The following is a 25,691-nucleotide window of genomic DNA, read 5'->3' on the forward strand; positions in this document are numbered from 1 at the left end:
CTGCCCCGCCCGACCGCGCCGCCGCTCAGCGCCGGCGCAGCAGCGCGACGAAGAACAGGCTGCCGAACAGCGCGGTCACGATGCCGATCGGCAGATCCTCCGGCGCCGCGAGCGTGCGCGCGGCGACATCGGCCCATACGAGCAGGATCGCGCCCGCGAGCGCGGCGACCGGCAGCAGCCGGCCATGCTCGGCGCCGGCGACGCGACGGCACAGATGCGGCGTCACGAGCCCGACGAAGCCAATCGCGCCGCTTACCGCGACCATCGCGCCCGTCGCGAACGACGCGACGACGAACACCTCGCGCCGCATCCGTGCGCTCGGCACGCCGAGCGACGCGGCGGCGACGTCGCCCGACATCAGCGCATTCAGTTCGCGCCGGCGCGCATGGAGCGCGCCGACGGCGAGCACCGCGCACACGGCCGGCACCGGCAGCAGGTCCCAGCGCGCGAGCCCGACGCCGCCGAGCATCCAGAACAGCACCGACGATGCGGCGCGCTGGTCGCCGAGATACAGCAGCAGGTTGCCGAACGCGGCCATCATGAACGACACCGACACGCCCGCGAGCAGCAGCCGGTCCGATTCGAGCCGGCCGCTCCGGTAAGCGAGCGCGACCACGCACGCCGTGGCCGCGAGCGCCCCCGCAAAGGCGGCGGCCGACAGCGTGAACGGGCCGAACGCCGCGCCGGCCACCACCGTGACCGCGACCGCGCCGAGCATCGCGCCCGCGCTCACGCCGAGCAGGTGCGGATCGGCCAGGCGGTTCGCGGTCGCCGCCTGCAACGCGACGCCGACCGTCGCCAGCGTCGCGCCGACGATCGCGGCCAGCAGCGCACGCGGCATCCGGATCAGCCACACGATGCTGTCGTCGCCCGCTGCCGCGGCGAACGCGTCGGCGCCGCCGAACGCCGACGCGACGTGCGCGGCGACGATCCGCACCGCGGCCGGCATCGCGATCGGCGCCGGGCCGAACGCGGCCGACACGACGATCGACGCGATCAGCAGCACGGCCAGCGCCGGCAGCACCACGCGCATGCGGGGCCGCGCCACCTGCCCGCGCACGCTCATCGCGCCGCTCCGGCAAATGCGGCCGGATACAGCGCGCGTGCGAGCGTCTCGACGGCCGCGACGTTCTCGGGGCCCGGCGTCGCGGCATCGTACGGAATCACGACGAAGCGCCGGTCGCGGATCGCGGCCACGCGCGCGAGCGCCGGCTGGCTCGACAGGAACTGCTGCTTCTGCGCGGCCGTGACCGCCGAATAGTCGACGATCACGATCACCTGCGGATCGCGCGCGACCACGCTTTCCCAGCTCACCTGCGTCCAGCTGCGCGGCAGGTCGTCCATCACGTTGCGTGCGCCCGCCGCCGCGAGCAGCGCGGTCGGCATCGCGAGCCCGCCCGCCGTCATCGGCTTGTCGGTGCCGCTGTCGTACACGAACACGCGCACTGGCGCCGGGCGCCCGATCGCACGCGACACCGCCGCGAGCCGCGCGCGCATCGCGGCGACGACCTGCGCGGCGCGCGCATCGACGCCGAAGATCCGGCCGAGATTGGTCAGGTCGCGGAACACGTCGTCGAACGATGCGGCCGACTGCTTCATCACGTGCGAACACGATTCGGTCAGTTCGTACGTGCGGATGCCGAACGGCGCGAGCGTCGCCGGCGTCACCGGCCCGCCGACATGCATCCCGTAGTTCCAGCCGGCGAGATAGAAGTCTGCGCGCGCGGCGGCCAGCACTTCCAGCGACGGATACTGGCTCGCCAGTTCGGGCACGCCGCGCAATGCGTCGCGCACGCGCGCGGTGCCCGTCTTCCAGCCGCCGATGCCCGTATAGCCGACGAGCCGGTCCTTCAGGCCAAGCACGAGCATCATCTCGGTGAGGTTCACGTCGTTGCTCACCGCACGCCGTGGCGCATGCTCGAACGTCACGTCGCGGTCGCAACTGCGCACGGTGACCGGATAGGCGAGCGCGTGAACGGCCGCGCAGCCGAGCACGGCGGCGGCAAGCAGCCGGCGGGACACGAAGGACAAGAGAGTAAACGGCATGGCGGTCATTCCGGATGAAGCGGCGTGATGCGCGGGCGGCCCGTGACGGGATGGCGATCGACGAGCGCGGCGACGCCGAACACGTCGCGCAGCAGCGCTTCGGTCAGCACGTCGTCCGGCGCGCCGGACGCGACGACGCGGCCGTGCGCGAGCACATGGAGCCGGTCGCAATACGCGGCCGCGAGATTGAGGTCATGAATCGTCGCGAGCGTCGCGATGCCGAGGCGGCGCACGCGCGCGAGCAGTTCGAGCTGGTGACGCAGGTCGAGATGGTTGGTCGGTTCGTCGAGCAACAGCAGTTCGGGCTGCTGCGCGAGCGCGCGAGCCAGCAGCGCGCGCTGCTTCTCGCCGCCCGACAGCGACGCGAAACGCTGGGCGCGGCGCTCGACGAGGCCGACGTCGTGCAGCGCGGAATCGACGATCCGGCGATCGTCGGCCGATTCCCCGTCGAACGCCCGTTTGTGCGGCGTGCGGCCCATGCCGACCAGTTCGTCGACCGTCAGCCCGAAATCGTCCGGCGTTTCCTGCTGCAGCACCGCGATGCGCCGCGCGACCGCGCGCGGCCGCATGCGCCACACGTCCTCGGCGTCGAGCGCGACGCGGCCCGCGTCGGGGCGCGCGTAGCGGAACACGCAGCGCAGCAGGCTCGTCTTGCCGCTGCCGTTCGGGCCGACCAGCCCGACGAATTCGCCTTCGGCCACCGTCAGCGTCACCGAATCGAGCACGTCGGCCGCGCCGCCGGGAGACCAGCGCACGCGTTCGATGTCGAGCATGTGGGTGACGGCACGCATGTCGTGCCGGCCTAGAAGCGCATCGTCGCGACGAGCTCCGCCGAGCGCGACGGGCCGAGCAGCCATTGCTCGCCGCCGTTCGACGTCGTCGCCGCGTACGTGCGGTTCGCGAGATTGCGCAGCGTCAGCGCGAGCTCGGTGCGCGACGTCGGCTGCCAGCGCAGCGACGCATCGAACACCGTATACGACGGCACCTGTATGCGATTGGCGTCGTCGCCGTAGGTCGGCCCGACGTAGCGCACGCCCGCATTCGCCTGCCAGCGCTCGGCGAACGCCCAGCCGAGCCACAGGTTCGCGGTCCGCTGCGGCACGCCGGACGGCACGTTGCCGGCCCGCGACACCGTCGCGCCGCCGGCCGTCTGGTTGAATGTGTCGTAGCGCGCACGCAGCAGCGCGACGTTCGCATCGACCGTCCAGCCGTGCGGCAGCCGCGCGCCGCCCGTCAGCTCGACGCCGCGCGACGACTGCCGGCCAACCTGCTGGCGCAGCGCCGGATTGAACGGATCGGTGCTGAGCAGGTTGCGCTTCGTGATGTCGTACACGGCGAACGTCCAGTACGCGCGACCGTCGAGCAGCGTCTGCTTGAGGCCGGCTTCCCACTGCTCGCCGGTCGCGAGCCGGTAGCCCGCCTGCGACGCCGACAGCGTCAACAGCGAGCCGACGCCCTCCGCGCCCGTCGTGTACTGCGCATACGCGCTGAACGTCGGTGCGATGTCGAACACGAAACCGGTGCGCCAGCCGACGTTCGCGAATCGCTTGTCGAAGCGCGCGCCGGTCGCCGCCTGCTCGCGGCTGAACGCGATGTGGTCGTAGCGCAGGCCGCTCACCCACGCGAGCCGCGGCAGCACCTCGAGCCGGTTCTCGGCGAATACCGCCGCCTGCCGCGCGCGCGTGCTGAACTGCGGCACGGTCGGGTTCGGGCTCGTGAATACGCCGGGATCGAAGCCGTGCGCCGGTACCGTCGTTTCGCCGCCGTACGGCGAATTGTTGATGCCGTTGAACGTGGTCTGGCTGAATTCCGTGCCGACGACGAAACGGTTCGCGCGACCGAACAGCATGCCGTCGAAGCGCGCGCTCAGCCGGTCGCCGATCTGTCGCTGATGGTGGCCGATGTCGAGATAGTCGCCGCGCGTGACACGTCCCGTCGCGCGGTCAAGCACATACGATTCCGCGTTGCGCCAGTGGCGGTTCGAGGTCAGGTAGTAGAGCTGGTTGTCGATCGTCACGCCGGCCGCGGGCCGGTAGCTGGCCGACAGGCGCGTCCACTGGTCGTAGTACGAAATCGTCGCGTCACCGACCGTGTAGTTCAGCTTGCGCAGCGACGGATCGAGCACGCCGTTCGGCGCGGGCACGCCATAGTACGTCGCGGGCATCTGGCGCCCGTAGTCGTAGTCGAGCGTCAGCGTGAGCCGGGGGCTCACGTCGACTGTCAGCGCGCCGCCGATGGCCGTCGTATGCGTATCGGCCCGCTCGGCGAGACCGTTCGCGCGCGCATCGCTCGCGTAGAAGCGGTACGACAGCCGCGGGCCGAGCGCGCCCGTCGTATCGAACGCGAAGCGCTTCGCGCCGTCGGGGCCGATGCCGGCCTGCAGCGTCGTCTCGCGCGCGCGCCGGGGCCGCTTCGGCACCACGTTCACGACCCCGCCGATCGCCCCTTCGCCGTACAGCACCGATGCCGGCCCGCGCAGCACCTCGATGCGCGCGACCGACCACGTGTCGAACGGAAACGTGATCGTGCCGGCCGCCGGCATCAGCCGCACGCCGTCGAGCAGCATCATCACCGATTCCTGCCCGCTGAAGCCGCGCACGCTCGATGCGGTGCCACCCGTGCCTGGTGCGATCGCGCTCGCAAAGCCGGCCGTGCGCGTGACCGCGTCGAGCACGGTGCGATCGCCGCGTGCTTCGATCGTATCGGCCGTGACGGTTTCGACGCTCGCAGGCGTGTCGAGGCTCGCGAGCCCGAGCCGCGAGCCCGTTTCGAGCGGTTGCGTCAGCGGGTCGGCCGGTGCGGACGAAGCCGTGACGCTGATCGCCGGCAGCGCGTGCCGGTCGTCCGCCGCCGATGCGGCGGCTTCGGCGGCCAGCGCGCCGGTGGTCGCGATCGCGCAGCCGACCAAGGTCGTGCAACCGCGTGCCGCGCGCGTGCGCCAGGCGCTCGCGTTCCGGCGCGGCGCGGCATGGCGCCGCGCCCCGCGCGCCGGGGTGTGTCCGATTCTCGTCACGTCGTATCGATCTTCGCAGGATGTCGTCGCACACGAGCGGCCCGGGCAGCCCGCCCGGCCGGCGACGAAAACCTCGGATGATACAATATATCAACTTGATTCGTCAGGATTTTGACAGCTTGGGATGCCGCTCCGCGCGTCTGCGGCGGGAAACCGAACTGCATCCGCGGCTTGTCGGCCTGCGGCCGATTGCGTGCCGTGAACGCGTGCACCCGCACACGTACGCGCTTGCCGTGCGCGTCGTCGACGCTGCGCCCGACCTCGCGCGGGGCCGGCAACGCGGCCGCAAGCCGGTTGCACGCTAGCGCGTGTTCCCGCTCACCCGCCGGTCTTGAACGCCGGCAACTGCTGCCCGAGCCGTGCGCCCATTTCCGCGCCGAGCGCCTGCAGCGCATTGAACGGCCGGATCATTACCTCGAATTCGACGATCCGCCCGTCGTCGTCGAAGCGGATCATGTCGATCCCCTTCAGCGCCTTGTCGCCGACGGTCGCGTCAAACTCGAGCACGACGCTCTTGCCGTCGTCGGTCGCGAACTGGCGGTGATACGTGAAATTCTCGAGGATCGTGATCACCGTGCGCAGCGCCATCAGCAGCGCGGGCGCCGGCCCGTACGGCTTGAACGCCATCGGCGAACGGAACACGGCGTCCGGATGGACGATCGATTCCAGCGCGCCGAAATCCTTGCGCTCGACCATCGCGTGCCACGCGTCGAGCGATTTCGCGACGGCGGGATGAACATTCAGCAGTGAGTGCGTCATCGCGGTCTCCAGTAACGTTGTTGGATCGAATGGAAACGAGTCGGTATCAAAGCGTCGCGGCCAGCGTCGTGCCCTGGTGAATCGCGCGCTTCGCATCGAGTTCGGCGGCCTCGTATGCGCCGCCGATCAGATGCACGCGGCATCCGGCGGCTTGCAGTTGCTCCGCCAGCTCGCGCGACGGCTCCTGCCCCGCGCAGATCACGACGTTGTCCACCGGCAGCGTCTGCTCGACGCCGTCGATCGTCACGTGGAAACCGTCGTCGTCGATGCGGCGGTACGTGACCGCCGACGACATCCCGACGCCGCGCGCCTTCAGCGCCGCGCGGTGAATCCATCCGGTGGTCTTGCCGAGCCCGTCGCCGACTTTCGACGCCTTGCGCTGCAGCAGATGCACGTGCCGCGCCGCCGGCTCGGGCCGCGCGGCGCCGAGCCCGCCCGCGGTCGCATACGTGCTGTCGACCCCCCATTCGCTGAAGAAACGGTCGGCATCGACGCGCTCGCCGCCGTCGCGATGAACGAGATATTCGGCGACGTCGAAGCCGATGCCGCCCGCGCCGACGATCGCGACGCTGCGGCCGACGGCCATGCCGTCGCGCAGCACGTCGAGATAGCCGAGCGCCTTCGGATGGTCGATGCCTTCGATCGGCGGTGTACGCGGCACGATGCCCGTCGCGATCACCACTTCGTCGAATTCGCGTTGCAACAGCATCTCGGCGCTCGCACGCGTATTGACGTGCAGCGTGATGCCGCGCAGCTCGATCTGCCGGCGGAAGTAGCGCAGCGTCTCGTTGAACTCTTCCTTGCCGGGCACTTTCTTCGCGAGGTTGAACTGGCCGCCGATCTCGGCGCCGGCCTCGTACAGCGTGACCGCGTGACCGCGTTCGGCCGCCGTGACCGCGAAGCCGAGGCCCGCCGGCCCCGCGCCGACCACCGCAATCCGCTTGCGCCGCGGCGCGGGACGAATCACGAGCTCGGTTTCATGGCACGCACGCGGGTTCACGAGGCACGACGTGATCCTGCCGCTGAACGTATGGTCGAGACACGCCTGGTTGCAGCCGATGCACGTGTTGATTTCGTCCGCGCGCCCTTCCCGCGCCTTGCGGACGAATTCGGCATCGGCGAGGAACGGCCGCGCCATCGACACCATGTCGCAATAGCCGTCGGCGAGCAGTTGCTCGGCGACTTCCGGCGTGTTGATCCGGTTGGTCGCGACGAGCGGAATGCCGACCTTGCCCATCAGTTGCCGCGTCACCCACGCATACGCGGCGCGCGGCACCTTGGTCGCGATGGTCGGAATGCGCGCCTCGTGCCAGCCGATACCGGTGTTGAGGATCGTCGCGCCGGCCGCCTCGATCGCCCGCGCGAGCCGGATCACCTCGTCGAGCGTCGAGCCGCCTTCGACGAGATCGAGCATCGACAGCCGGTAGATGACGATGAACTTCGCGCCGACGCGTTCGCGCACGCGCCGCACGATCTCGACCGCGAAGCGGATACGGTTGTCGTACGCACCGCCCCACGCATCGTCGCGATGGTTCGTGCGCGCGGCGATGAATTCGTTGATCAGGTAGCCCTCGGAGCCCATGATCTCGACGCCGTCGTAGCCCGCATGCTGCGCGAGCGCCGCGCATCGCACGAAATCGGCGATCGTCTCGTCGACCTCGTCGCTCGTCAGCGCATGCGGCGTGAACCGGTTGATCGGCGCCTTCAGCGCGCTGGGCGCCGCGAGCGCGGGGTGATACGCATAGCGCCCGAAATGCAGGATCTGCAACGCGATCCTGCCGCCTTCCGCGTGCACCGCGCGCGTCACGACACGATGGCGTTCGGCGTCCGCTTCGGTCGTCAGCATCGCGCCGCCGGGCGCCGGGCGGCCACGCTCGTTCGGCGCGAAGCCGCCCGTGACGATCAGCCCGGCCTCGCCCCGTGCGCGCTCCGCATAGAACGCCGCCATCCGCTCGAAGCCGTTCGGCGCCTCCTCGAGGCCGACGTGCATCGACCCCATCAGCACGCGGTTCCGGAGCGACGTGAAGCCGAGTTCGAGCGGGGTCGTCAAATGCGGATAACGGGAGGTCATCGGGAGCGTCTCCAATTTTTATGCAACAAGTTGCACGGATGGTAGCTCGCCGCCCTCGTTTATGCAACATGTTGCATAAACAGGGTCCCGTCGTTTGTGCCGTGGCCCCGATATGGCAAGATGCAGGCCATTGCGCAGCCTCCTTCGATCCGACATGTCCCTGCCTCACGCGCTTCTCACCGCCCTCGCCGAACGTCCCGGTTCGGGGTCCGAGCTCGCCGATCGCTTCGATCGCTCGATCGGCTACTTCTGGCAGGCGACGCATCAGCAGATCTATCGCGAACTCGGGCGTCTCGAGGAAGCGGGCTGGATCGAATCGCTGCCGGCCGAATCCGGTCGCGGCCGCAAGCGCGCGTACCGGATCCTGCCGGCCGGCAAGAAGGAATTGCGGCGCTGGATCGCCGAACCGGAAGATCCGACGCCGTTGCGCGAAGCATTGATGGTGCGCCTGCGCGCGGAGGCCGTGCTCGGGCCGGCCGGCCTTGAGGACGAGATCCGGCGGCGCATCGCGCTGCATCAGGAAAAGCTCGACCTGTATCTGCAAATCGAGGCGCGTGATTTTTTGGCGGCCGGCGATCTGGCGGCCGGCGACCCGGCGGCCGGCGAGTCACGCACGAAGCGCCTGCAGCATCTGGTGCTGCAGGCCGGCATCGCGAACGAGCGGTTCTGGGTCGAGTTTTCGCAGCACGCGCTCGATACGCTGCGTCTGCCGAAGGATTGACGCCGCGGCGCGGCGGTTCGCTTCACCGCCGCTCGACATCGTGCGTCTGACTACATGGCGAGGATGCCTTTACAACGCTCGCCCCGCGCCCGTCGTCATGAAGAACCCGCCGCGCGGCCCGCGTTGAATCGCCGCGCGGCGAAACCGGATCACGCGTCCGGGAAAATCACCACCTTGCCCTTCACCTGCCGGTTCGCCATCCGCGCGATCGCGTCGGCCGCACCGTCCAGCGACACGCGCTCGGTGATCGCGGGCCGCACCTTGCCGGCCGCGAACCATTCGGCGAGCAGCCGCATGTTCGCGGCATGCTGCGCCGGATCGCGCCGCACCGCATCGCCCCAGAACACGCCGAGAATGTCGCGCTCCTTCAGCAGCGCGAGGTTCAGCGCGATCTTCGGAATCTCGCCGGCCGCGAAGCCGACCACGAGAAACCGGCCGCGCCACGCGGTCGCACGCAGCGCCGCTTCGCTGCATGCGCCGCCCACCGGATCGTAGACGACGTCGGCCCCGCGCCCGCCGGTCAGTTCGTCCACGCGGCGGCGCAGATCCTCGGTCGCATAGTCGATCGTTTCGTCGGCGCCCGCTTCGCGGCACAGCGCGAGCTTGTCCGCGCTCGACGCCGCCGCGATCACGCGCGCACCGAGCGCTTTCGCGATCTCGATCGCGGCGAGCCCGACGCCGCCGGCCGCACCCAGCACGAGCAGCGTCTCGCCCGCCTGCAACCGCGCACGCTGCTGCAACGCGTGCAGCGACGTACCGTACGCGAGCACGAGCGCCGCGCCCTGCTCGAACGTCATGCCCGGCGGCAACGCGGCGAGCTGGTGCGCATCGGCCACGCACTGCTGCGCGAACCCGCCGTGCCCGGTAAACGCCATCACGGAATCGCCGGGCCGCCATGCGGTGACGCCGTCGCCGACCGCATCGATCACGCCGGCAAACTCGGCGCCCGGCGAAAATGGCAACGCCGGTTTCACCTGATAGCGCCCCTGGACGATCAGCGCGTCGGGAAAATTGAGCGACGCCGCCTTCACCTGGATCCGGACCTGCCCGGCAGCCGGTTCGGGAATCGCGACGTCCTCGATGCGCAAGCGGTCGATCGGGCCGAATGCGGTACACAACAGGGCTTTCATGCGCTTCTCTCTCCTTGCGCGGCGTGGCCGGGCATCGGTATGGTTCGCGGGATCCGCCCGCTCGGCCGGTTCGCGACGCACGCACGATGGCCTTCGGCATCGGCACGATCGTCAGCATCCCGGCCGGCAGAAATTTAGCACGGTCGTTCGCAACCGACAACGACGCACACGCGAGTCCGCGCACCGGGAGGCGGGCCGGGCCGCGCGATGCGGCCCGGCGCCGCCGCCACGAACGGCCGTTGCGTCAACCCGCCCGCGGTTTCGCGAGCTGATCGGCCACCGGCAGGCTGCGGATGCGCGTGCCGGTCGCCGCGAAGATCGCGTTGGTCAGCGCCGGCGCGACGGGCGGCAGGCCCGGTTCGCCGACGCCGCCGAGCGGCGTCGAGTAGTCGTCCGGCGCGACGAGATGCACGCGGATCTCGCGCGGCGCCTCGTTCATCCTCAGCACCTGGAAGCCGTTGAAGTTGCTCTGCTCCGGGTGGCCGTCCTTGAACGTGATCTCCCCGTGCAGCGCGATGCCGAGCCCCATCACCACCGCGCCCTCGAGCTGCGAGCGCACGCGCTCCGGATTGACCTGCGGCCCGCAGTCGATCGCGATGTCGACGCGCGGCACCGAGATCCCGCCGTCCGCGCCGACCTGAACCTCGCACACGGCGGCCGTGTACGACACGAAGCTGCGATGCGCGGCGATCCCGAGCCCGTGCCCCTTCGGCAGCTTGCGGCCCCAGCCGGCTTCGCGCGCGACCGTCTCGACCACGCGCCGCAGCCGCCCCGTATCGACCGGATACAGCGCGGGATCCTCGCCGTAGTTCACGTTCTTCACCGTGATGTGCGGTTCGAAACGCCGCGCGGGCCCGATCAGTTCGAGCAGGAAATCCTTCGGATCGCGGCCGGCCGCATGCGCGAGCTCCGACACGAAACTCTGGTTCCCGAACGCATGCGGGATGTTGTACACCGAACGGAACCAGCCGATCCGCGTGTGCGCTTCGGCGGCCGGATTCTCGATCCGCACGTTCGGAATCGCGAACGGCAGATCCGCGATGCCCTGCGCGAGCTCGCCCGGCTGCTCGTGCACGACGCCGGCCCGGAACGTCGACTGGATCGACGGCGCGACCGTGCGATGCTGCCACGCGACGACCTTCCCCGACGCATCGATCCCGCCGTCGAACGCCTCGAGCGACACCGCGTGGAAGTAGTCGTGCGCGATGTCGTCCTCGCGCGTGAAGGTCAGCTTCACGGGCGCGCCGACCGCCTTCGACAGCAGCGCGGCTTCCACCACGTAATCGGGCTTCGACTTGCGCCCGAAGCCGCCGCCGAGCAGCGTCACGTTGACCGTCACGCGCTCGGTCGGCAAGCCGAGCGCCTTCGCGATCTCGTCGCGCGTGGTCTGCGGCGCCTGCGTGCAGGTCCACACTTCGCAACGGCCGTCGGCCACGCGCGCGACGGCCGCGGGCGGCTCCATCGTCGCGTGCGCGAGATGCGGGACGTAGTACGTCGCACGCACGCGTTTCGCGGCGCCGGCGAGCGCGGCCGCCGCGTCGCCGTCGTTGCGGATCACGTCGCCCGGCTGCGCGGCGGCCGCTTCGAGCGTCTTGCGATAGGCGGCCGAGTCGTAGCCCGCATGCGGCCCGCGCTTCCAGTCGATCTTCAACTGCGCGCGTGCCTGGATGGCCGTCCACGTATCGCGCGCGACGACGGCCACGCCGCCGAGCGGCTGGAAGCCGGACGGCAGCGGCGTCGACGCCAGTTGCACGACCTTGACGACGCCCGGCAGCTTCTCGGCGGCCGACGCATCGAACGACGCGACCGTGTCGCCGTAGGCCGGCGGTCGCGCGACGACCGCATACAGCATGCCGTCGAGCCGCGTATCGATCCCGTACTGTGCCCGGCCGGCGACGATGTCGCGTCCGTCGATCAGCGCCGTCCTGCCCTTGCCGATATAGCGGAATTCGGCCGGCGCCTTCAACGCGAGCGTCGTCGTATCCGGCACCGGCAGCGCGGCCGCTTTCGCCGCCAACTCGCCGAAGCCGAGGGCGCGTCCGGTCTTCGGGTCGACGACCTCGTGCACCGTCACCTTGACCTGGCGCACGTCGACGCCCCACTCCGCGGCGGCCGCCTGCGCGAGCATCGTGCGCGCGGCCGCGCCCGCGCGGCGCAGCGCGGCGAAGCTCTGGCGCAAGCTGCGCGACCCATCGGTGTTCTGGTTGCCGTAACGCGCCTCGTCGCCGACCGCTTGCGCGACCTTCACGCGCGCCCAGTCCGCGCCCAGCTCGTCGGCCACCACGAGCGCGACGCTCGTGCGCACGCCCTGCCCCATCTCGGAGCGGATGCAGGTCACCGTGACGGTGCCGTCCGTTGCGATCGCAACGAACAGGTTCGGATCGTCGCGCAAGCCGTGCGGCATGCCCGCGCCGCCATACCGCGGATTCGCGCTGACGGGCGGCTGCACCGGCGCGGCCGCCTGCGCGAGCGACGGCACGCCGAACGCGAGCAGCAGCCCGCCTGACGCGAAGCCGAGCAGCAGCGCGCGGCGGCTTTCGTTGTGGACGGAGAGTTCGGATGCGCTCATGCGGCACCTCCGCGGCGCACGGCCAGCCGGATCGCCGCGCGAATGCGCGTATAGGTGCCGCAGCGGCAGATGTTGCCGGACATCGCATCGTCGATGTCGGCGTCGCTCGGATGCGGATTCGTCTTCAGCAGCGACGCGGCCTGCATGATCTGCCCGGACTGACAGTAGCCGCACTGCGCGACGTTCAGTTCCTGCCACGCCTGCTGCAGCGGGTGCGTGAGGTCCGTCGACAGCCCCTCGATCGTCGTCACGCGCTTGCCGGAAGCCGCCGCGACCGGCGTGATGCAAGACCGGATCGCCACGCCGTCGAGATGGACGGTGCACGCACCGCACAGCGCCATGCCGCAGCCGAACTTGGTGCCGGTGTGGCCGAGGACATCGCGCAGATACCAGAGCAACGGCATGTCGGGATTGCCGTCGAAGTGCTGCTCGCTACCGTTGACGGTCAGCGTGATCATCGTTCACCTCCTGGTTGCGATGCCGGCCGGGCAGGCATCGGGTGGGGATTCGAACGGCGCGGCGCACATTCCGAACGATCAGGCAGGCGTGGCGCCGTTTCGTCGGCCGTTGCCCGTGCAGGCACGGCCGGGCGGATGCCGCGAACGATGCTGTCGGCCGTTGCCCGTGCAACCTTTCAACCGAACGCCGGCCGGCCGCTCGTCCGCATGGATCGCCGTCGGCATTATCGAACCATTTCGGATTTGACGTCGGATCGGGGCGATTCGGAGTTTTAGGCAAGCGGGAAGAAAACACGGCCGGGAACGGGGCGTGTCGGTGACGCGACTGGCGAATGCAACGGGACGATTCGTGCCGGGGCGCACACGTGCAAACATCCGGCCGACCTCGCGGCCGGACCGGATGCTCGATGGATGCGCGCGAACGCGTCGAAACGCGTTACCGCATGGTCTTCCTCACGGCGAGCGCAACGCCTGCAACCCGAGCGTGAGCGCGTTGAACGGCATTTCGGCGGCACCCATCGCGAAACTCGTCGTCTTCGTGGGCACGCCGGGCGTACGCATCAACGCGTGCACGATCCGCTCGCTCGCATGGCCGTCGCCATACGGATTGCTCGCGCGCGACATTTCCTCGTAAGCGCTCTCGCTGTCGAACAGCCGCGACGCCTCCCACACGATCCTGTCCTGGTCGGTCCCGACGAGCCGCGCGGTGCCGGCCTGAATCGCCTCGGGCCGTTCGGTCGTCTCGCGCGTGACGAGCACCGGCTTGCCGAGCGCCGGCCCTTCCTCCTGAATGCCGCCCGAATCCGTGATGATGAAATACGCGCGCGACATCAGGAATACGAACGAAAGATATTCCTGCGGCTCGATCAGGTAGATGTTCGGCACGCCGCCGAGCCGCGCGCGCGCCGGTTCCCTCACGTTCGGATTCAGGTGCAGCGGATAGACGAACTGCGCATCGGGATAGCGGTTCGCCAGCGTGCAGAGCGCGTCGCAGAAATTCCGGAACGGTTCGCCGAAACTTTCGCGGCGATGGCCGGTGATCAGCACGACGCGCCGCGACGGTTCGAGAAACGGGAAGTACGCGGCGATCCGGTCCGTTAGCGCGGCGGTGCGATCGAGCATGCGCTTGACCTCGTGCAACGCGTCGATCACGGTATTGCCGGTCAGCGAGACCGCCCCGCCCGGCACGCCCTCGCTCAGCAGGTTGTCGCGTGCCTGCCCGGTCGGCGCGAAATGCCATGACGACACCGCATCGGTCACACGGCGATTCAGTTCCTCCGGCCACGGCGACCAGATGTCGCCGCTGCGCAGCCCGGCCTCCACGTGCCCGACGGGCAGATAGCGATAGAACGCCGCGAGGCTCACCGCGAGCGTGGTCGTCGTATCGCCGTGCACCAGCACGACGTCCGGACGCAATTCGTCGAAGACCATGCCGATCGCCTGAAGAATGCCGGTCGTCACGTCGGTCAGCGTCTGGCCCTGCCGCATCAGGTTGAGATCGTAGTCGGGCTTGATGTCGAACAGCGTCAGCACCTGGTCGAGCATTTGCCGATGCTGCGCGGTCACGCATACCCGGGCGTCGACACCCGCCTGCGCCTTCAGCGCGCGCACCAGCGGCGCCATCTTGATGGCCTCCGGCCGAGTCCCGAACACAAGCAAGATCTTCTTCATCGTTGTCCTCGTTTAGCCGCTTCGCGCGTGGCGATCCTGCACGTGGCGCGAAGCATGTATTCGGGCGGCGCACCCCGTACTCGCGCGCGATCGACATGCCGTGGTGCTGCGGGGCGAGCGGGCCACCTCGTCCGCGCGGTCCGGGCCGCGCGAATCGTCGTACTACCGGCCGGTTGCGGTGGATCCATCACGTCATGAGCAGCTCCTCGCCGTGTCGAGCGTCAGGTCCTCCTGCTACAGCAATATTCAAACCAGCCGGCCCGCATCCCGGCCCGCTTCGTTTCACGGCGATCGTATGCACGCGGCGCGTTGCGGAATGTTTCACAACTGCTACGGGCGCCCGCATCGCCGCCCCCCGCGACAACGACAAACAGCGGGACGCACGCGCGATCCGTCCGACGACGTCGTCCGACGAATCGCGCATGCCTGTCGTCACGCGTGACGCATCGAAGCGCGCGCATCTTTCGACGCGCGTTGCGTCGTCTCGATTCGCCCCTTTCGTCGGTGCAGCGCGTGGCGCGCGCGCGGCCGTCGGTCGCCGTCGCGCGTACGGAATTTCTCCGGCGCAAGATGGTGCTTGCGTCACACGAATCGGTGCGCGGGAAATGTTGCGAATGTGTAACGCGACGCCGAATCCGGCAAATACATCGGAGTGCGCTCCATTTTCCTCATGCGAAACCGGCGCGCGTTTCGACCGCCATACCGCCGCCCACGCCCCAACGGACGGGACGAACCGGCCGCCACGCGAAATGCGCAACGCTTGCCGCCGGCGCCGCGCGGGCCGAATGCGATCCGTGCACGCTGATTCGTCAGTGAATCAAAACGCGCCGCCCACGCGCGTCCCGGATCCGCTTCCCCGGCACGGCGCCTTGCCGCACGGGGCATCCGGGCAGATGGCTCACGCCTTGCTTGATGTCGGACAGGTGTCCCGAAGCACTCGCACGGCAACAGACGGACGGGGACGCCAAGGCAACGAAGCCGGGAGGCGACGCAACGCGTCCGTCCGGGGCACCCGACCACGGCCCCTGCGCGACGAACGCGCCACCGCTTTCCATTGACATCCGCGCGATCCACGCAGCGCTTCGGCGCTCACCGGTCGTCGTTGCGGGACCGGGGACCAGACATGAAGAAAACGCGCACGGCGTCACTCTGCGAGCAAGGCATCCTGCTGCTGATCGTGCTTGCCTGCTCGCTGATCGTGCGCGACACCGACACCGCCTCGCAGGCAATTGCCGAACCCGCCCGGTTCGGCGCGCCCGCTGTCAACGCCGCGAACGCCGCACACATCGCGATCGCGGTGGAGCGCGCCGCGCTCGACAGCGTGACGCTGTCCCGCTCCGCGCAGGCGTCGCCCGATCCGGATGCGTCGCTCGCGCCGCCGCCCGCCACCCCGCCGGACCTCACGTTCGATCCCGAGTTGCTGCTGATGCCGTGCGTTGCCTACCTGTGGCTGTTCACGCTGCTGACGTGCGCGTATGCCGCACGGCACTACGTATTCAGCATCGACCGCCTGTTCAAGCCGCAGCATGCGCCCTACCGGACGATGACCCACGGCGATTGGCCGCGGCTCACGGTCTTCGTCGCCGCCCACAACGAGGAAACCGTCATCGTCGATTGCCTGATGGCGCTGCTGGCCACGACCTACCCGCGCGACCGGCTGACGATCATTCCGGTCAACGACCGCTCGACCGACAACACGCGCGCGCTGATCGAGGAAGTCCGGGCGCTCGCGCCCGAGCTGATCCAGCCGTTTCACCGCGAGACCGGCAAGCCGGGCAAGGCGGCCGCGCTGAAGGATGCGCTGCGCTTCATCCGCGGCGACATCATGGTGGTATTCGACGCCGACTACTTGCCGCGCCCCGGGCTGCTGAAGGAGCTCGTCGCGCCGTTCTTCGACCCGGAAGTCGGCGCGGTGATGGGCCGCGTCGTGCCGCAGAACGCCGACAGCAACCTGCTCGCGCGGCTGCTCGATCTCGAGCGCGCGGGCGGCTACCAGGTCAACCAGCAAGCCCGCAACAATCTCGATCTGGTGCCGCAGTATGGCGGCACGGTCGGCGGCATCCGCAAGAGCGCGCTCGACGCCGTGGGCGGCTGGTGCGACGACACGCTCGCCGAAGACACCGACATGACCTACCGCCTGCTGCTGAGCGACTGGCGCACGGTCTATCTGAACCACGCCGAATGCTACGAGGAAGTGCCGGAGCGCTGGGCCGTCCGCGCCCGGCAACTGACGCGCTGGGCGAAGGGCCACAACCAGACGATGCTGCGCTATCTGCTGCCGGTGCTGCGCAATCCGCTGATTTCGCGGCGCTGCCGGCTCGACGGCGCGCTGCTGCTCGGCGTATTCGCGATGCCCGCGCTGCTCGCGATCGCCTGGAGCGCCGCGCTCGCGCTCTACCTGTTCAACGGCGTGAACTCGACCGCGCTCGGTTTGCTGCTGTCGCTGTTCGCGCTGTTCTCGTTCAGCACTTTCGGCAACTTCGGCGTGTTCTTCGAGATCGTCGTCGCCGCGCGGCTCGACGGCCGCGCGACGCGCCTGCGGCTCGTGCCGGTCAACGTCGTCGGCTTTTGCGTGACGATTGCGGCGGTCGTCTCCGCGCTCTGGGGGCTCCTGCTCGACGCCGCGTTGCGCCGCGAACTGAAATGGGACAAGACCGAGCGTTTCCGCCGGCAACTGAAACCGGAGCGATGAGCGATGACGACCTTCAACGTGATGGTGCCGGTGGCCGGCGTGCTCACCCTGCCGTTCCTGCCGCTGCTGCATGAACTGATCCGGCGCAGCGACGTCGCGGCGCTGCCGATCGGCGACGGGCCGTTCGTCGATCAGGCGCTGCTCGCCGCGCGCTGGCACGACGCGCTGCGCGCGCACGTGGCCGGCACGCCGCCGGCGGAGGCGTCCGTCGCCCCGCCGTGGCAAGCGCTCGGGCTGGCCGTGCAGCACGCGGACGCGATCCACGTCGCACGCGACGCGCATCGCGACGACGTGCTCCACGCCGATCGCACGATCACGCTCGACGACGGCGCGCGGGCGGCGTACGCATTCGCCGACGAGCGCATCGACATCCGTGGCGGCGCGACGATCGGCACGCTCGCGCATGCGCCGCTGGTGGACGTCGACGGCGCGGTGCTGCGCGGCGTCGTGGTCGGCGGCACGGTGCGCCTGCGCGGCGCCGGTGGCTTCGCGTGCCTGTATGGCGAGCCGATCGTCTTCGGCGCGGCGCCGGACCCGCGGCCCGCGGACACGGCGGCCGCGCCGCGCCGCGCGATCTCGCTCACCCGCCACTTCGCGTCGCTGCCGCATCGCTTCCTGCACGGCCGTTACCTGCTGCCGTGCGACGTTCGCCTGCCCGCGCATACGGTCGTGCAAGGCAACCTGATCGTCGACGGGACGCTCGTCCTCGGCGAAGGCTGCGTGCTGCGCGGCAGCGTCAAGGCGCATCGCGTCGAGCTCGAACCTCATGCGTTGCTGCACGGCGCGGTGTTCGCGCGCGACGACGTATTGCTCGCCAGCGCGAGCTGCATCGACGGCGTCGTGTCGGCCGGCGGCCTGCTGCGGCTTACGGGTGCGCGCATCGGTGTCGCCGGTCATCCGGTCAGCGCGTGCGCGCGCGACGTGTCGATCGTCAATCATGCCTGCGTGCATGGTGACCTCGTCGCGTGGCGCAGCGGCTGGTTCCATACATCCCGTCAAGGAGCGCCTCATGTCTGATCGCCCCAGCCATCGCGGCCCGCGCGCGCCGGTTGCCACTCTCGCGATGCTGTGCGGCGTCGCCTTCGGCGCGCCCGCGGCGCTGGCGGAGCAGCCGGACGATGCCGCCGCCGTGCAGCCTCCGCCCCCCGCGACCGTCATCACGCCGCGCATGCGCGACGAGTCGATGTTCGTGCGTGTGGACGCCGAAGGCCTGCCGGACGGCGTGCTGCTCGCCGAATTCACGCCCGAGGATACGAACCGGCCGCCGCTGCCCGATGCCGTCGTCGCCCATGTGCAGGCGCCGCGGGAAACGCATACCGAACTGACGCTCGGCTATTCGAGCGCGCACCTGACGCACGGCTACGGCGACTGGTACGGCGTCCACCTGCGCGGCGTCTATCAGGATGGCGGCCGCACCATCCTCGGCGAACTGGCGCAACTGCACCGCTTCGGCGAGAACACGCAGCTCGGCGCGCTGACCTACGTGCAGGATCTCGGGCCGGACTGGTTCGGCGGGATCGGCTTTTCGGGCACCACGTCGGGCACGATCCTGCCGAGTGCGCGCATCGACGCGTCGATCAACCGCAAGCTGTTGCCCGATCGTTCGCTGGTCGTATCGCTCGGCGCCGGCTACGCATGGAACCGCAGCGGTCACCGCGATCAGCTCTATCACGCCGGGGTGATCTGGTACGCATTGCCGAAGTGGATTTTCGAGGCAGGTGCGAACTATACGGTCGATTCGCCCGGATCGGTGAAGGCGCCCGGCTACTACGGCGCCGTCACCTACGGCGAAGCCGGCAAGAGCGTGATCGTGCTGCGCGGCGGGGTCGGCCGCGAGGCGTATCAGGTCACCGGCTCGGGCACGCAGATCGCGGATTTCCGCAGCCACGAGATCACCGCGAAATGGCGCTACTGGTTCACGCGCAAGTGGGGAACGCAGCTCGAACTCGCCTATTACCACAACCCGTACTACTCGCGGATCGGCGGCGAGCTCAGCGTGTTCTATCGCTGGTAGGCGGGCGGACGCCGTGCACACGCATCCCGTCCGTCCTCCCGTCGATCGTTCTCTGCGCATCCACGCGCATCCGCAGCGCTGGCTGTGGTCGATCGCGCTGCTGACGCCCGCGATGTACGCGTCGCTGTGGTTCGGATTGCCGCTGGCGTGGCGCTACTGGCGCGCGGTCATGGCGTGGGGCGCGCGCGAGATCGATCCGGCGCTTCACGTGATCGTGATCGGTTATCCGCCCGACGCGCCCCGCGTGCCGCTGCTGTCGATCGACGTCGCGGCCAGCCTGCCGGGCGGCATGCTGCTGGCCGCCACCGCCGCGCTCTGTGCGATCGGTTTCGCCGCATCGTTCATCCGGCGCGCGAACTGGCTGCCTGTTGCATATCTGTTACGTATCGCGAGCTTCACCCAGTTGCTGATTTGCGCGTACTTCTGGCTCGCGCCGGGCACGTTCCCGTATGTCCCGCAACTGCATCTGCGCGACATGTTCGTGCTGCACGGCGCGGCGATCGCGCTGATCCCGCTGGTGATGGCCGCGCTGTACTACCCGCTCGATTTCTCGCTGCTGCAAAAGGCCGCCGCATCGCTGCTGGTGCTCGGCTACTTCGTGGTCGCGCTGCCGTTCGTGATGCTGCTGCATGCGACGATCATCCATTACGGCTCACTGCTGTTTCTGCCGTTCTGCTATTTCCTGCTCGGCGGGCCGCTGCTGATCGGGCTGCTGGTCACGCTCTATACCTACTGCGCGAGCTGGCCCGGCGCACTGACGCGCGATCGCGATTCCGTCTGCTGATAGTGCCGTCAAACGCGCCGTATCAGCGATGAAACGAATCCGCCGCGTTTGCGACCGCGCCGCGCGACGTGCATCGCAGGAAGCCAGCAGGACCGGGCCTCCTGCGCCAATGGCACGTTGTTCGCTTCTTTCAACGTGTCGCATCGAGTCCTCTCGTCGGCGAAGGCAGCGCCGCGCACCGACGCATGTGCGCGACCGGCTGCCGTCGACACGCACCGCTCGATACCCGACGAACCGGACAGCCGCACACACCTACGGGGCTGGATTGGTCGACCTGGCGGCACGCGGATCACGCTGCCGCACGCCCCCATTCCTTGAGCGAGGAGCACACCATGTTGGCAAAGTCAGGCAAGTTCTTGCGGATCCTGTTCGCGCTGTTCGCGCTCGCGTTCGCATTCAGTCCGGGCGGCGCTCAGGCGGCCACCAACCAGCTTCTGCTGTTGGTGCCCGACACGCTGACGCTGCCCGATCCGCGCGTATCCGCATGGCTCGACAGTGCGCAGGAGGAAGGGCTGCAGATCAAGGTGATGACCGACAGCCAGTTCATGGCGGCCGGCGCGTCGCTGTCGCAGTATCCGGGCCTGATCCTGCCCGATCAGGTACATACGACCGCGGCCGACTCGCTGGTAACGGCGATCCAGAACTATGCGCTGAACGGCGGCAAGGTGATGCTCGTCTACGATTTCGGCGTGCTGAATTCGGCCGGCTTCTACGTCAGCCCGAAATCGCGCTTCAGCAGCATGGTCGGCGTGGACTACGTGCTGTATGACCAATACGGCGGCAACATGATCGGCCTCGGCAACGTGACCGGCATGAGCAGCTGGCTGCGCACGCTTCAGGTGCCCCCCGGCAAGTCGATGCCGTGGACCACCGCTTCGTCGAGCACCACGACCGCGAGTGCGCTCGCATCGACGAGCACGTCGGGTACGTCGGGTACGTCGACGAATTCGACGTCGGGCACGGCACAGTTCCTGACCGCCAGCCGGTCGAACCCCGGTGGGCTCGCCAACTACAACCATGGCGCATGGTTCCAGTACACGACGCCATCCAAGGGCAGCGGCATGCTGAACCAGACGGCCCCCAAGCTGACCGGCACCGTGACCGGCAAGCTGAAGAAGACCACGACGTATACCGCCAATTCGCTGCTGAGCACGTCGACCGGCAACACGGCCAACACGCTCGCATCGACACTGGCCACCACCACCGACACGCTCGAAGGCATCTCCGGCTACGTGTACGGCTTCCTCACCTATCCGAGCTTCGTCACGCAGGGCACGTATACCGGCACGACCATCCTGACCTCGCCGACCTTCGGGCTGGTATCCGGCTACAACACGTACGGCAACGGCGGCGTGCTGTTCGTCAACCTGCCGCTCGCGTACCTCGACGGCCAGACCGACGGCATGCTGATCCACGGCTACCTGCATTATTTCGGCACGCAAATGCTGAACCTGCCGTCGCTGTCGCCGCTGCCGAAAGCGATGGCCGGCCTCGTATTCAACTGGCACTTCTGCGCGGGCGATCAGCTCCAGCCGGCGCTCTACCTGAAGAGCCTCGGCGTGTGGAACAACGGGCCGTTCTCGCTCGTGGTCACGGCCGGCCCCGATGAAGCGGCGTTCGGCGACGGTGGCGGCCTCAATCTCGCCAACAACCCGCCCGCGCAGAATCTCCTCAAGTATTTCGTGAGCAAGGGCCATCGCGTCGGCAGCCACGGCGGCTGGATTCACGACTACTGGGGCGCGAATGCGAGCGAAACGAACGCGAGCACGTTCACGCAGTACCTGGTGATGAATCACCAGGCCGTTCAGGCCGTGACGGCCCAGCCGGACGTCGAGTACGCGGCGCCGGAAGGCAATACGCCGACCTGGTCGGTCAACTGGCTCGAAAGCAACGGCTTCAACGGCTACTACTTCACCGGGCACACCGGCTCGGCGCCGACCCGCGCATACCGCAACGGCGCGCTGCTGAACCCGGGCCTGTGGGCCTACCCGGTGATGCCGTTCGGCAAGTACGCGACGTTCGAGGAGTTCCAGCAGTACGCGGTACCGACGGCCGACGTGAACAACTGGTATGCATCGCTGATGAACTTCGTCGTCGCGAACCGCACGAGCCGGCTGATCTATGCGCACCCGCTCGGCGCGTCGTCCTATACGTCGACGCTGTCCGCGATCTTCTCGCAAGCCAATACGCTGAAACTGACGGGTCAGTTCAAGTGGTACACGATGAGCGACATCACGACCTTTGATCGTGCACGCCTGAACGTCACGTGGTCGGCCACCGACACGGGCAGCGGCTGGGCGTTCGCCGCCAGCCACCCGACGAGCCTCGCGAACATGACGTGGCTGCTGCCGAAGAAGGGCTTCGCACTGCCGGTCATCACGCAAGGCTTCGGCAGCGTCGTCATCACCGACTCGACGTACTGGCTCGTGACCGCAAACAGCGGCACCAGTCTCAAGTTCACCAGCGCCAAGGTGCACTGAGCCGCGACATCGACATACCCGCCGGCGCGCGACGCGGCCAACGCCGCGCCCGGCGGGATTTGCGCAGGACCACCGCGCAGGAGCCCCCCATCATGAACCGGCCCGCGCTGTTCCCGGCCGCACGCGCACGCGTGACGGCCATCGCCCGGCTATGCCGCCTGTGGTGCGTCGCGTGCGGTGTCGCCGCGTGCGGCGTCGCGCCGCACGCGAGCGCCGCCGAACTCCAGCTCAACGGACTCTACCAACGCCCGGACGGCGCGATCACCGTGCGCCTGAACGGCGCCGGCATCGATCCTTACTTCGCGTCGAAGGCGCTGCTCGCCGCCGCCGACGCCGGGCTCGACGCCCATCAGGCCGCGCTCGCGTGGATCGCGTGGCTGTTGCCGCGCCAGCGTCCGGACGGCGGCTTCGATCGCTACTGCATGAAGAGCGGCCAGTACAGCGCATGCGCCGAAGCCGATGCCGACGACGCGATGATGGCGACCTGGATCGAACTGCTCGCCCGCTTCGCGCCGCCCGACGGCCTGCCCGCCGCATGGGAGCTCAGCCTGAATCGCGCCAGTGCGCATCTGGACACGCTGCTCGCCAAGCCCACGGGCGTCTATCAGATCTCGTCGACGCTGCGCGTCGCGCTGCTGATGGACAACGTCGAGGTGCACAGCGCGTTCCAGGCGCTCGCGGCGTACTACGTCCGGCATGCCGACTACGCGCACGCCGGCCCGTGGAGCCAGCGCGCCGACCGGCTCGCGTCCGCGATCCTGAAGGTGTTCTGGCGCGGCACGCAGTCCGGCTTTCGCGCGAGCACGCAGCGCATCAGCGACACGACGTTCTACCCCGCGAAAGTCGCGCAGATTTTTCCGCTGCTATCCGGAATTCAGGTTCCCGAACAATCGAACGACACGATCTACGCGCAGTGGATGCAGAAGTACGGCAAGACCTGGCTGCAACTCGCCGGCTCCGATTATCCATGGGGCTTGATCGCACTGGTCGCACTCAAGATGAACGACAGGAACACGGTCGCGTGCTGGCATGCACGATCGGGCCCGTACCGGCACGGCGCACACTGGAACGTACTGGAGGAAGCACTTTACCTGGCATTCGAAAGCCGGATGGCCGACCCGGTCGCGCCCGCTCAATGCGGCTTCACGACGGCGGCGACAACGGAGACCGCGTCACGCTGATCCACGCGTGCGCACGGTCCGGGGGAATCTACAGGGAAGGAGACGTGTCATGTGTGGCATCGTCGGCGCGGTCGCGCAACGGGACATCGTCCCGATTCTGATCGAAGGTTTGCGCCGCCTTGAATATCGCGGCTACGATTCATGCGGGGTGGCGACCGTCGTCAACGGCCAGGCACGCCGCGAGCGCAGCGTGTCGCGCGTCGCCGACCTCGACGCCCACGTGCGCAGCGCCGGCCTGGCCGGCAGCACCGGCATCGCGCACACGCGCTGGGCGACGCACGGCGCGCCGGCCACCTGCAACGCGCATCCGATCTTCTCGCGCGACGAGATCGCGCTGGTACACAACGGCATCATCGAGAACCACGAAACGTTGCGCAGGCAACTGGCCGACGAACACTACGAGTTCGACGGACAGACCGACACCGAGGTGGTCGCGCACCTGATCCACAGCAAGTATCGCGGCGACCTGCTCGCCGCCGTGCGCGACGCGACCTCGCAACTGCACGGCGCGTATGCGATCGCGGTGTTCAGCAAGCACGAGCCGCAACGGCTGATCGGCGCGCGGGCCGGCTCGCCGCTCGTCGTCGGCGTGAAGGACGGCGAATGCTTTCTCGCGTCCGACGCGCTCGCGCTCGCCGGCATCACCGACCGCTTCATCTTCCTCGAGGAAGGCGACATCGTCGAGCTGACGCCCGGCGGCGTACGGGTGCTCGATCGCAACGGCGCGCCGATCGAACGCGCGATCCAGACCGTTTCGTCCACGCAGGGCGTGGTCGAGCTCGGGCCGTACCGGCACTTCATGCAGAAGGAAATCTTCGAGCAGCCGCAGGCCGTGGCCGCGACCATTCCCGATGCCGGGCTGTTCGACCCCGCCGTATTCGGCCCGGACGCCGCGCGCGCGTTCGAACAGATCGACAACGTGCTGATTCTCGCGTGCGGCACGAGCCACTACTCGGGCCTGACCGCACGCCGCTGGCTCGAGACGATCGCGCGCCTCCCCGCGCAGGTCGAGATCGCGAGCGAATACCGCTACAGCGACGCGCTCGCGACGCCGAACACGCTGGTGGTCAGCGTGTCGCAATCCGGCGAGACCGCCGACACGCTCGCCGCGCTGAAGTACGCGCAGGCGCTCGGCCACATCGACACGCTGGCGATCTGCAACGTGCCGACCAGCGCGATGATGCGCCAGACCAGCCTGCGCTTCCTGACACGAGCGGGCCCGGAGATCGGCGTCGCGTCGACCAAGGCGTTCACGACGCAGCTCGTCGCGCTGTTCATCCTCGCCGTGACGCTCGGGCGGCTGCGCGGCTACGTAGACGACGCGCAGCTCGCGCGCTATGCGCTGCAGTTGCGGCGCCTGCCCGGCGCACTCGAGGACGTGCTCGGGCTGGAGCCGCAGATCGCGCGCTGGGCAGCGGAATTCTCGCAGCATGAAAACGCGCTGTTTCTCGGGCGCGGGCTGCACTACCCGATCGCGCTCGAGGGCGCGTTGAAGCTGAAGGAGATCTCGTATATCCACGCGGAAGCGTATCCGGCCGGCGAGCTGAAACACGGGCCGCTCGCGCTCGTCACGCATACGATGCCCGTTGCCACGATCGCGCCAAACGATGCGCTGCTCGAAAAGCTCAAGTCGAACATGCAGGAAGTGCGCGCGCGCGGCGGGCAGCTCTACGTATTCGCGGATGCCGATACGCGGATCGACAACGGCGAAGGCGTGTCGGTGCTTCGGATGCCGGATTACTACGGGCTGTTGTCGCCGATTCTGCACGTCGTGCCGTTGCAGTTGCTCGCGTATCACGCGGCGTGCTTGCGGGGCGCGGATATCGACAAGCCGAGGAATCTGGCGAAATCGGTGACGGTGGAGTGACGGGCGGTTGCTCGACGCGCGCGGGCCGGTGAAGATCGCCAACCGATCGAGCCGGCCCGCCCTGCACGATTCGCCGTCGATTCGTGCCTTGTCGAATCCCGAATACTTCGTACAATACTTAAACCCTATGCCGGCCAGTCCACCGTGGAAAGGCTGGCCGGGACCGCCTTCGCCCCGAATCGGGTAACCCCCGTTCGGCGAACGACAACGGAAACCTACCGCGCAACGCAGGCCG

The 25,691-nt window shown here is 68.8% G+C and carries 18 protein-coding genes; 8 read left to right on the top strand and 10 right to left on the bottom strand.

The features are described from left to right. Window positions 1–25: 25 nt before the first annotated feature. From KPB06_RS18005 to KPB06_RS18030, 6 genes are all read right to left on the bottom strand, one after another. Complete coding sequence (locus KPB06_RS18005; protein WP_104012288.1) at window positions 26–1,066, bottom strand: FecCD family ABC transporter permease; 1,041 nt, start codon at window positions 1,064–1,066, stop codon at window positions 26–28. Beyond that, window positions 1,063–2,055 carry an ABC transporter substrate-binding protein gene (locus KPB06_RS18010; protein ID WP_060011680.1) on the bottom strand — a complete coding sequence of 331 codons (993 nt, stop codon included), beginning with the start codon at window positions 2,053–2,055 and terminating at the stop codon, window positions 1,063–1,065. Before KPB06_RS18010 ends, KPB06_RS18005 begins: the two co-directional genes overlap by 4 nt. Further along, a complete protein-coding gene (locus KPB06_RS18015; protein ID WP_099316290.1) occupies window positions 2,052–2,837 on the bottom strand; it encodes an ABC transporter ATP-binding protein in 786 nt (261 codons plus the stop codon). The genes KPB06_RS18010 and KPB06_RS18015 overlap by 4 nt, the downstream gene beginning before the upstream one ends. A gap of 11 nt (window positions 2,838–2,848) precedes the next feature. Then, window positions 2,849–4,939, bottom strand: coding sequence for a TonB-dependent receptor (locus tag KPB06_RS18020; RefSeq protein ID WP_059574310.1), 2,091 nt, complete (start codon window positions 4,937–4,939; stop codon window positions 2,849–2,851). Window positions 4,940–5,377: 438 nt separating this feature from the next. Beyond that, window positions 5,378–5,818 (bottom strand): nuclear transport factor 2 family protein, encoded by a 441-nt coding sequence (locus tag KPB06_RS18025; RefSeq protein WP_059573819.1) that lies wholly within the window; start codon window positions 5,816–5,818, stop codon window positions 5,378–5,380. Between the two features lie 46 nt (window positions 5,819–5,864). After that, a complete protein-coding gene (locus KPB06_RS18030; RefSeq protein ID WP_059573820.1) occupies window positions 5,865–7,889 on the bottom strand; it encodes an NADPH-dependent 2,4-dienoyl-CoA reductase in 2,025 nt (674 codons plus the stop codon). 154 nt (window positions 7,890–8,043) lie between these two features. Here KPB06_RS18030 and KPB06_RS18035 point away from each other — a divergent pair, with 154 nt between their 5' ends. Then, window positions 8,044–8,610 carry a PadR family transcriptional regulator gene (locus KPB06_RS18035; protein ID WP_185723060.1) on the top strand — a complete coding sequence of 189 codons (567 nt, stop codon included), beginning with the start codon at window positions 8,044–8,046 and terminating at the stop codon, window positions 8,608–8,610. Between the two features lie 149 nt (window positions 8,611–8,759). Here the strand turns inward: KPB06_RS18035 and KPB06_RS18040 are convergent, their stop codons facing one another. The 4 genes from KPB06_RS18040 to wecB form a co-directional block, all read right to left on the bottom strand. Further along, on the bottom strand, window positions 8,760–9,740 hold the full coding sequence (locus KPB06_RS18040) for an NADPH:quinone oxidoreductase family protein (protein ID WP_059573822.1): 981 nt from the start codon (window positions 9,738–9,740) through the stop codon (window positions 8,760–8,762). A gap of 244 nt (window positions 9,741–9,984) precedes the next feature. After that, window positions 9,985–12,309 (bottom strand): xanthine dehydrogenase family protein molybdopterin-binding subunit, encoded by a 2,325-nt coding sequence (locus KPB06_RS18045; protein WP_275906210.1) that lies wholly within the window; start codon window positions 12,307–12,309, stop codon window positions 9,985–9,987. Next, window positions 12,306–12,767, bottom strand: coding sequence for a (2Fe-2S)-binding protein (locus KPB06_RS18050; protein WP_059573824.1), 462 nt, complete (start codon window positions 12,765–12,767; stop codon window positions 12,306–12,308). The genes KPB06_RS18045 and KPB06_RS18050 overlap by 4 nt, the downstream gene beginning before the upstream one ends. A gap of 453 nt (window positions 12,768–13,220) precedes the next feature. Further along, window positions 13,221–14,438 carry a non-hydrolyzing UDP-N-acetylglucosamine 2-epimerase gene (gene wecB / locus KPB06_RS18055; protein WP_059573825.1) on the bottom strand — a complete coding sequence of 406 codons (1,218 nt, stop codon included), beginning with the start codon at window positions 14,436–14,438 and terminating at the stop codon, window positions 13,221–13,223. 1,123 nt (window positions 14,439–15,561) lie between these two features. Between wecB and KPB06_RS18060 the strand changes: the two genes are divergently transcribed. The 7 genes from KPB06_RS18060 to glmS all read left to right on the top strand — a co-directional run bounded on the left by KPB06_RS18060 (window position 15,562) and on the right by glmS (window position 25,456). Continuing rightward, complete coding sequence (locus tag KPB06_RS18060; RefSeq protein ID WP_059573826.1) at window positions 15,562–17,130, top strand: glycosyltransferase family 2 protein; 1,569 nt, start codon at window positions 15,562–15,564, stop codon at window positions 17,128–17,130. A 3-nt stretch (window positions 17,131–17,133) separates the two neighbouring features. After that, complete coding sequence (locus KPB06_RS18065) at window positions 17,134–18,147, top strand: bactofilin family protein (protein WP_059573827.1); 1,014 nt, start codon at window positions 17,134–17,136, stop codon at window positions 18,145–18,147. Further along, a complete protein-coding gene (locus tag KPB06_RS18070; protein ID WP_059573828.1) occupies window positions 18,140–19,144 on the top strand; it encodes a YaiO family outer membrane beta-barrel protein in 1,005 nt (334 codons plus the stop codon). The genes KPB06_RS18065 and KPB06_RS18070 overlap by 8 nt, the downstream gene beginning before the upstream one ends. 13 nt (window positions 19,145–19,157) lie before the next feature. Beyond that, window positions 19,158–19,928, top strand: a complete 771-nt coding sequence (locus tag KPB06_RS18075) for a hypothetical protein (protein WP_059573829.1) — start codon at window positions 19,158–19,160, stop codon at window positions 19,926–19,928. 332 nt (window positions 19,929–20,260) lie between these two features. Then, complete coding sequence (locus KPB06_RS18080) at window positions 20,261–22,408, top strand: polysaccharide deacetylase family protein (RefSeq protein ID WP_059573830.1); 2,148 nt, start codon at window positions 20,261–20,263, stop codon at window positions 22,406–22,408. A 92-nt stretch (window positions 22,409–22,500) separates the two neighbouring features. Continuing rightward, a complete protein-coding gene (locus KPB06_RS18085; RefSeq protein ID WP_059573831.1) occupies window positions 22,501–23,589 on the top strand; it encodes a hypothetical protein in 1,089 nt (362 codons plus the stop codon). A gap of 49 nt (window positions 23,590–23,638) precedes the next feature. Then, a complete protein-coding gene (gene glmS / locus KPB06_RS18090) occupies window positions 23,639–25,456 on the top strand; it encodes a glutamine--fructose-6-phosphate transaminase (isomerizing) (RefSeq protein ID WP_060011658.1) in 1,818 nt (605 codons plus the stop codon). Window positions 25,457–25,691 lie beyond the last annotated feature (235 nt).

Origin of the sequence: Burkholderia semiarida (assembly GCF_029268935.1) — a bacterium.
GTDB lineage: Bacteria > Pseudomonadota > Gammaproteobacteria > Burkholderiales > Burkholderiaceae > Burkholderia > Burkholderia semiarida.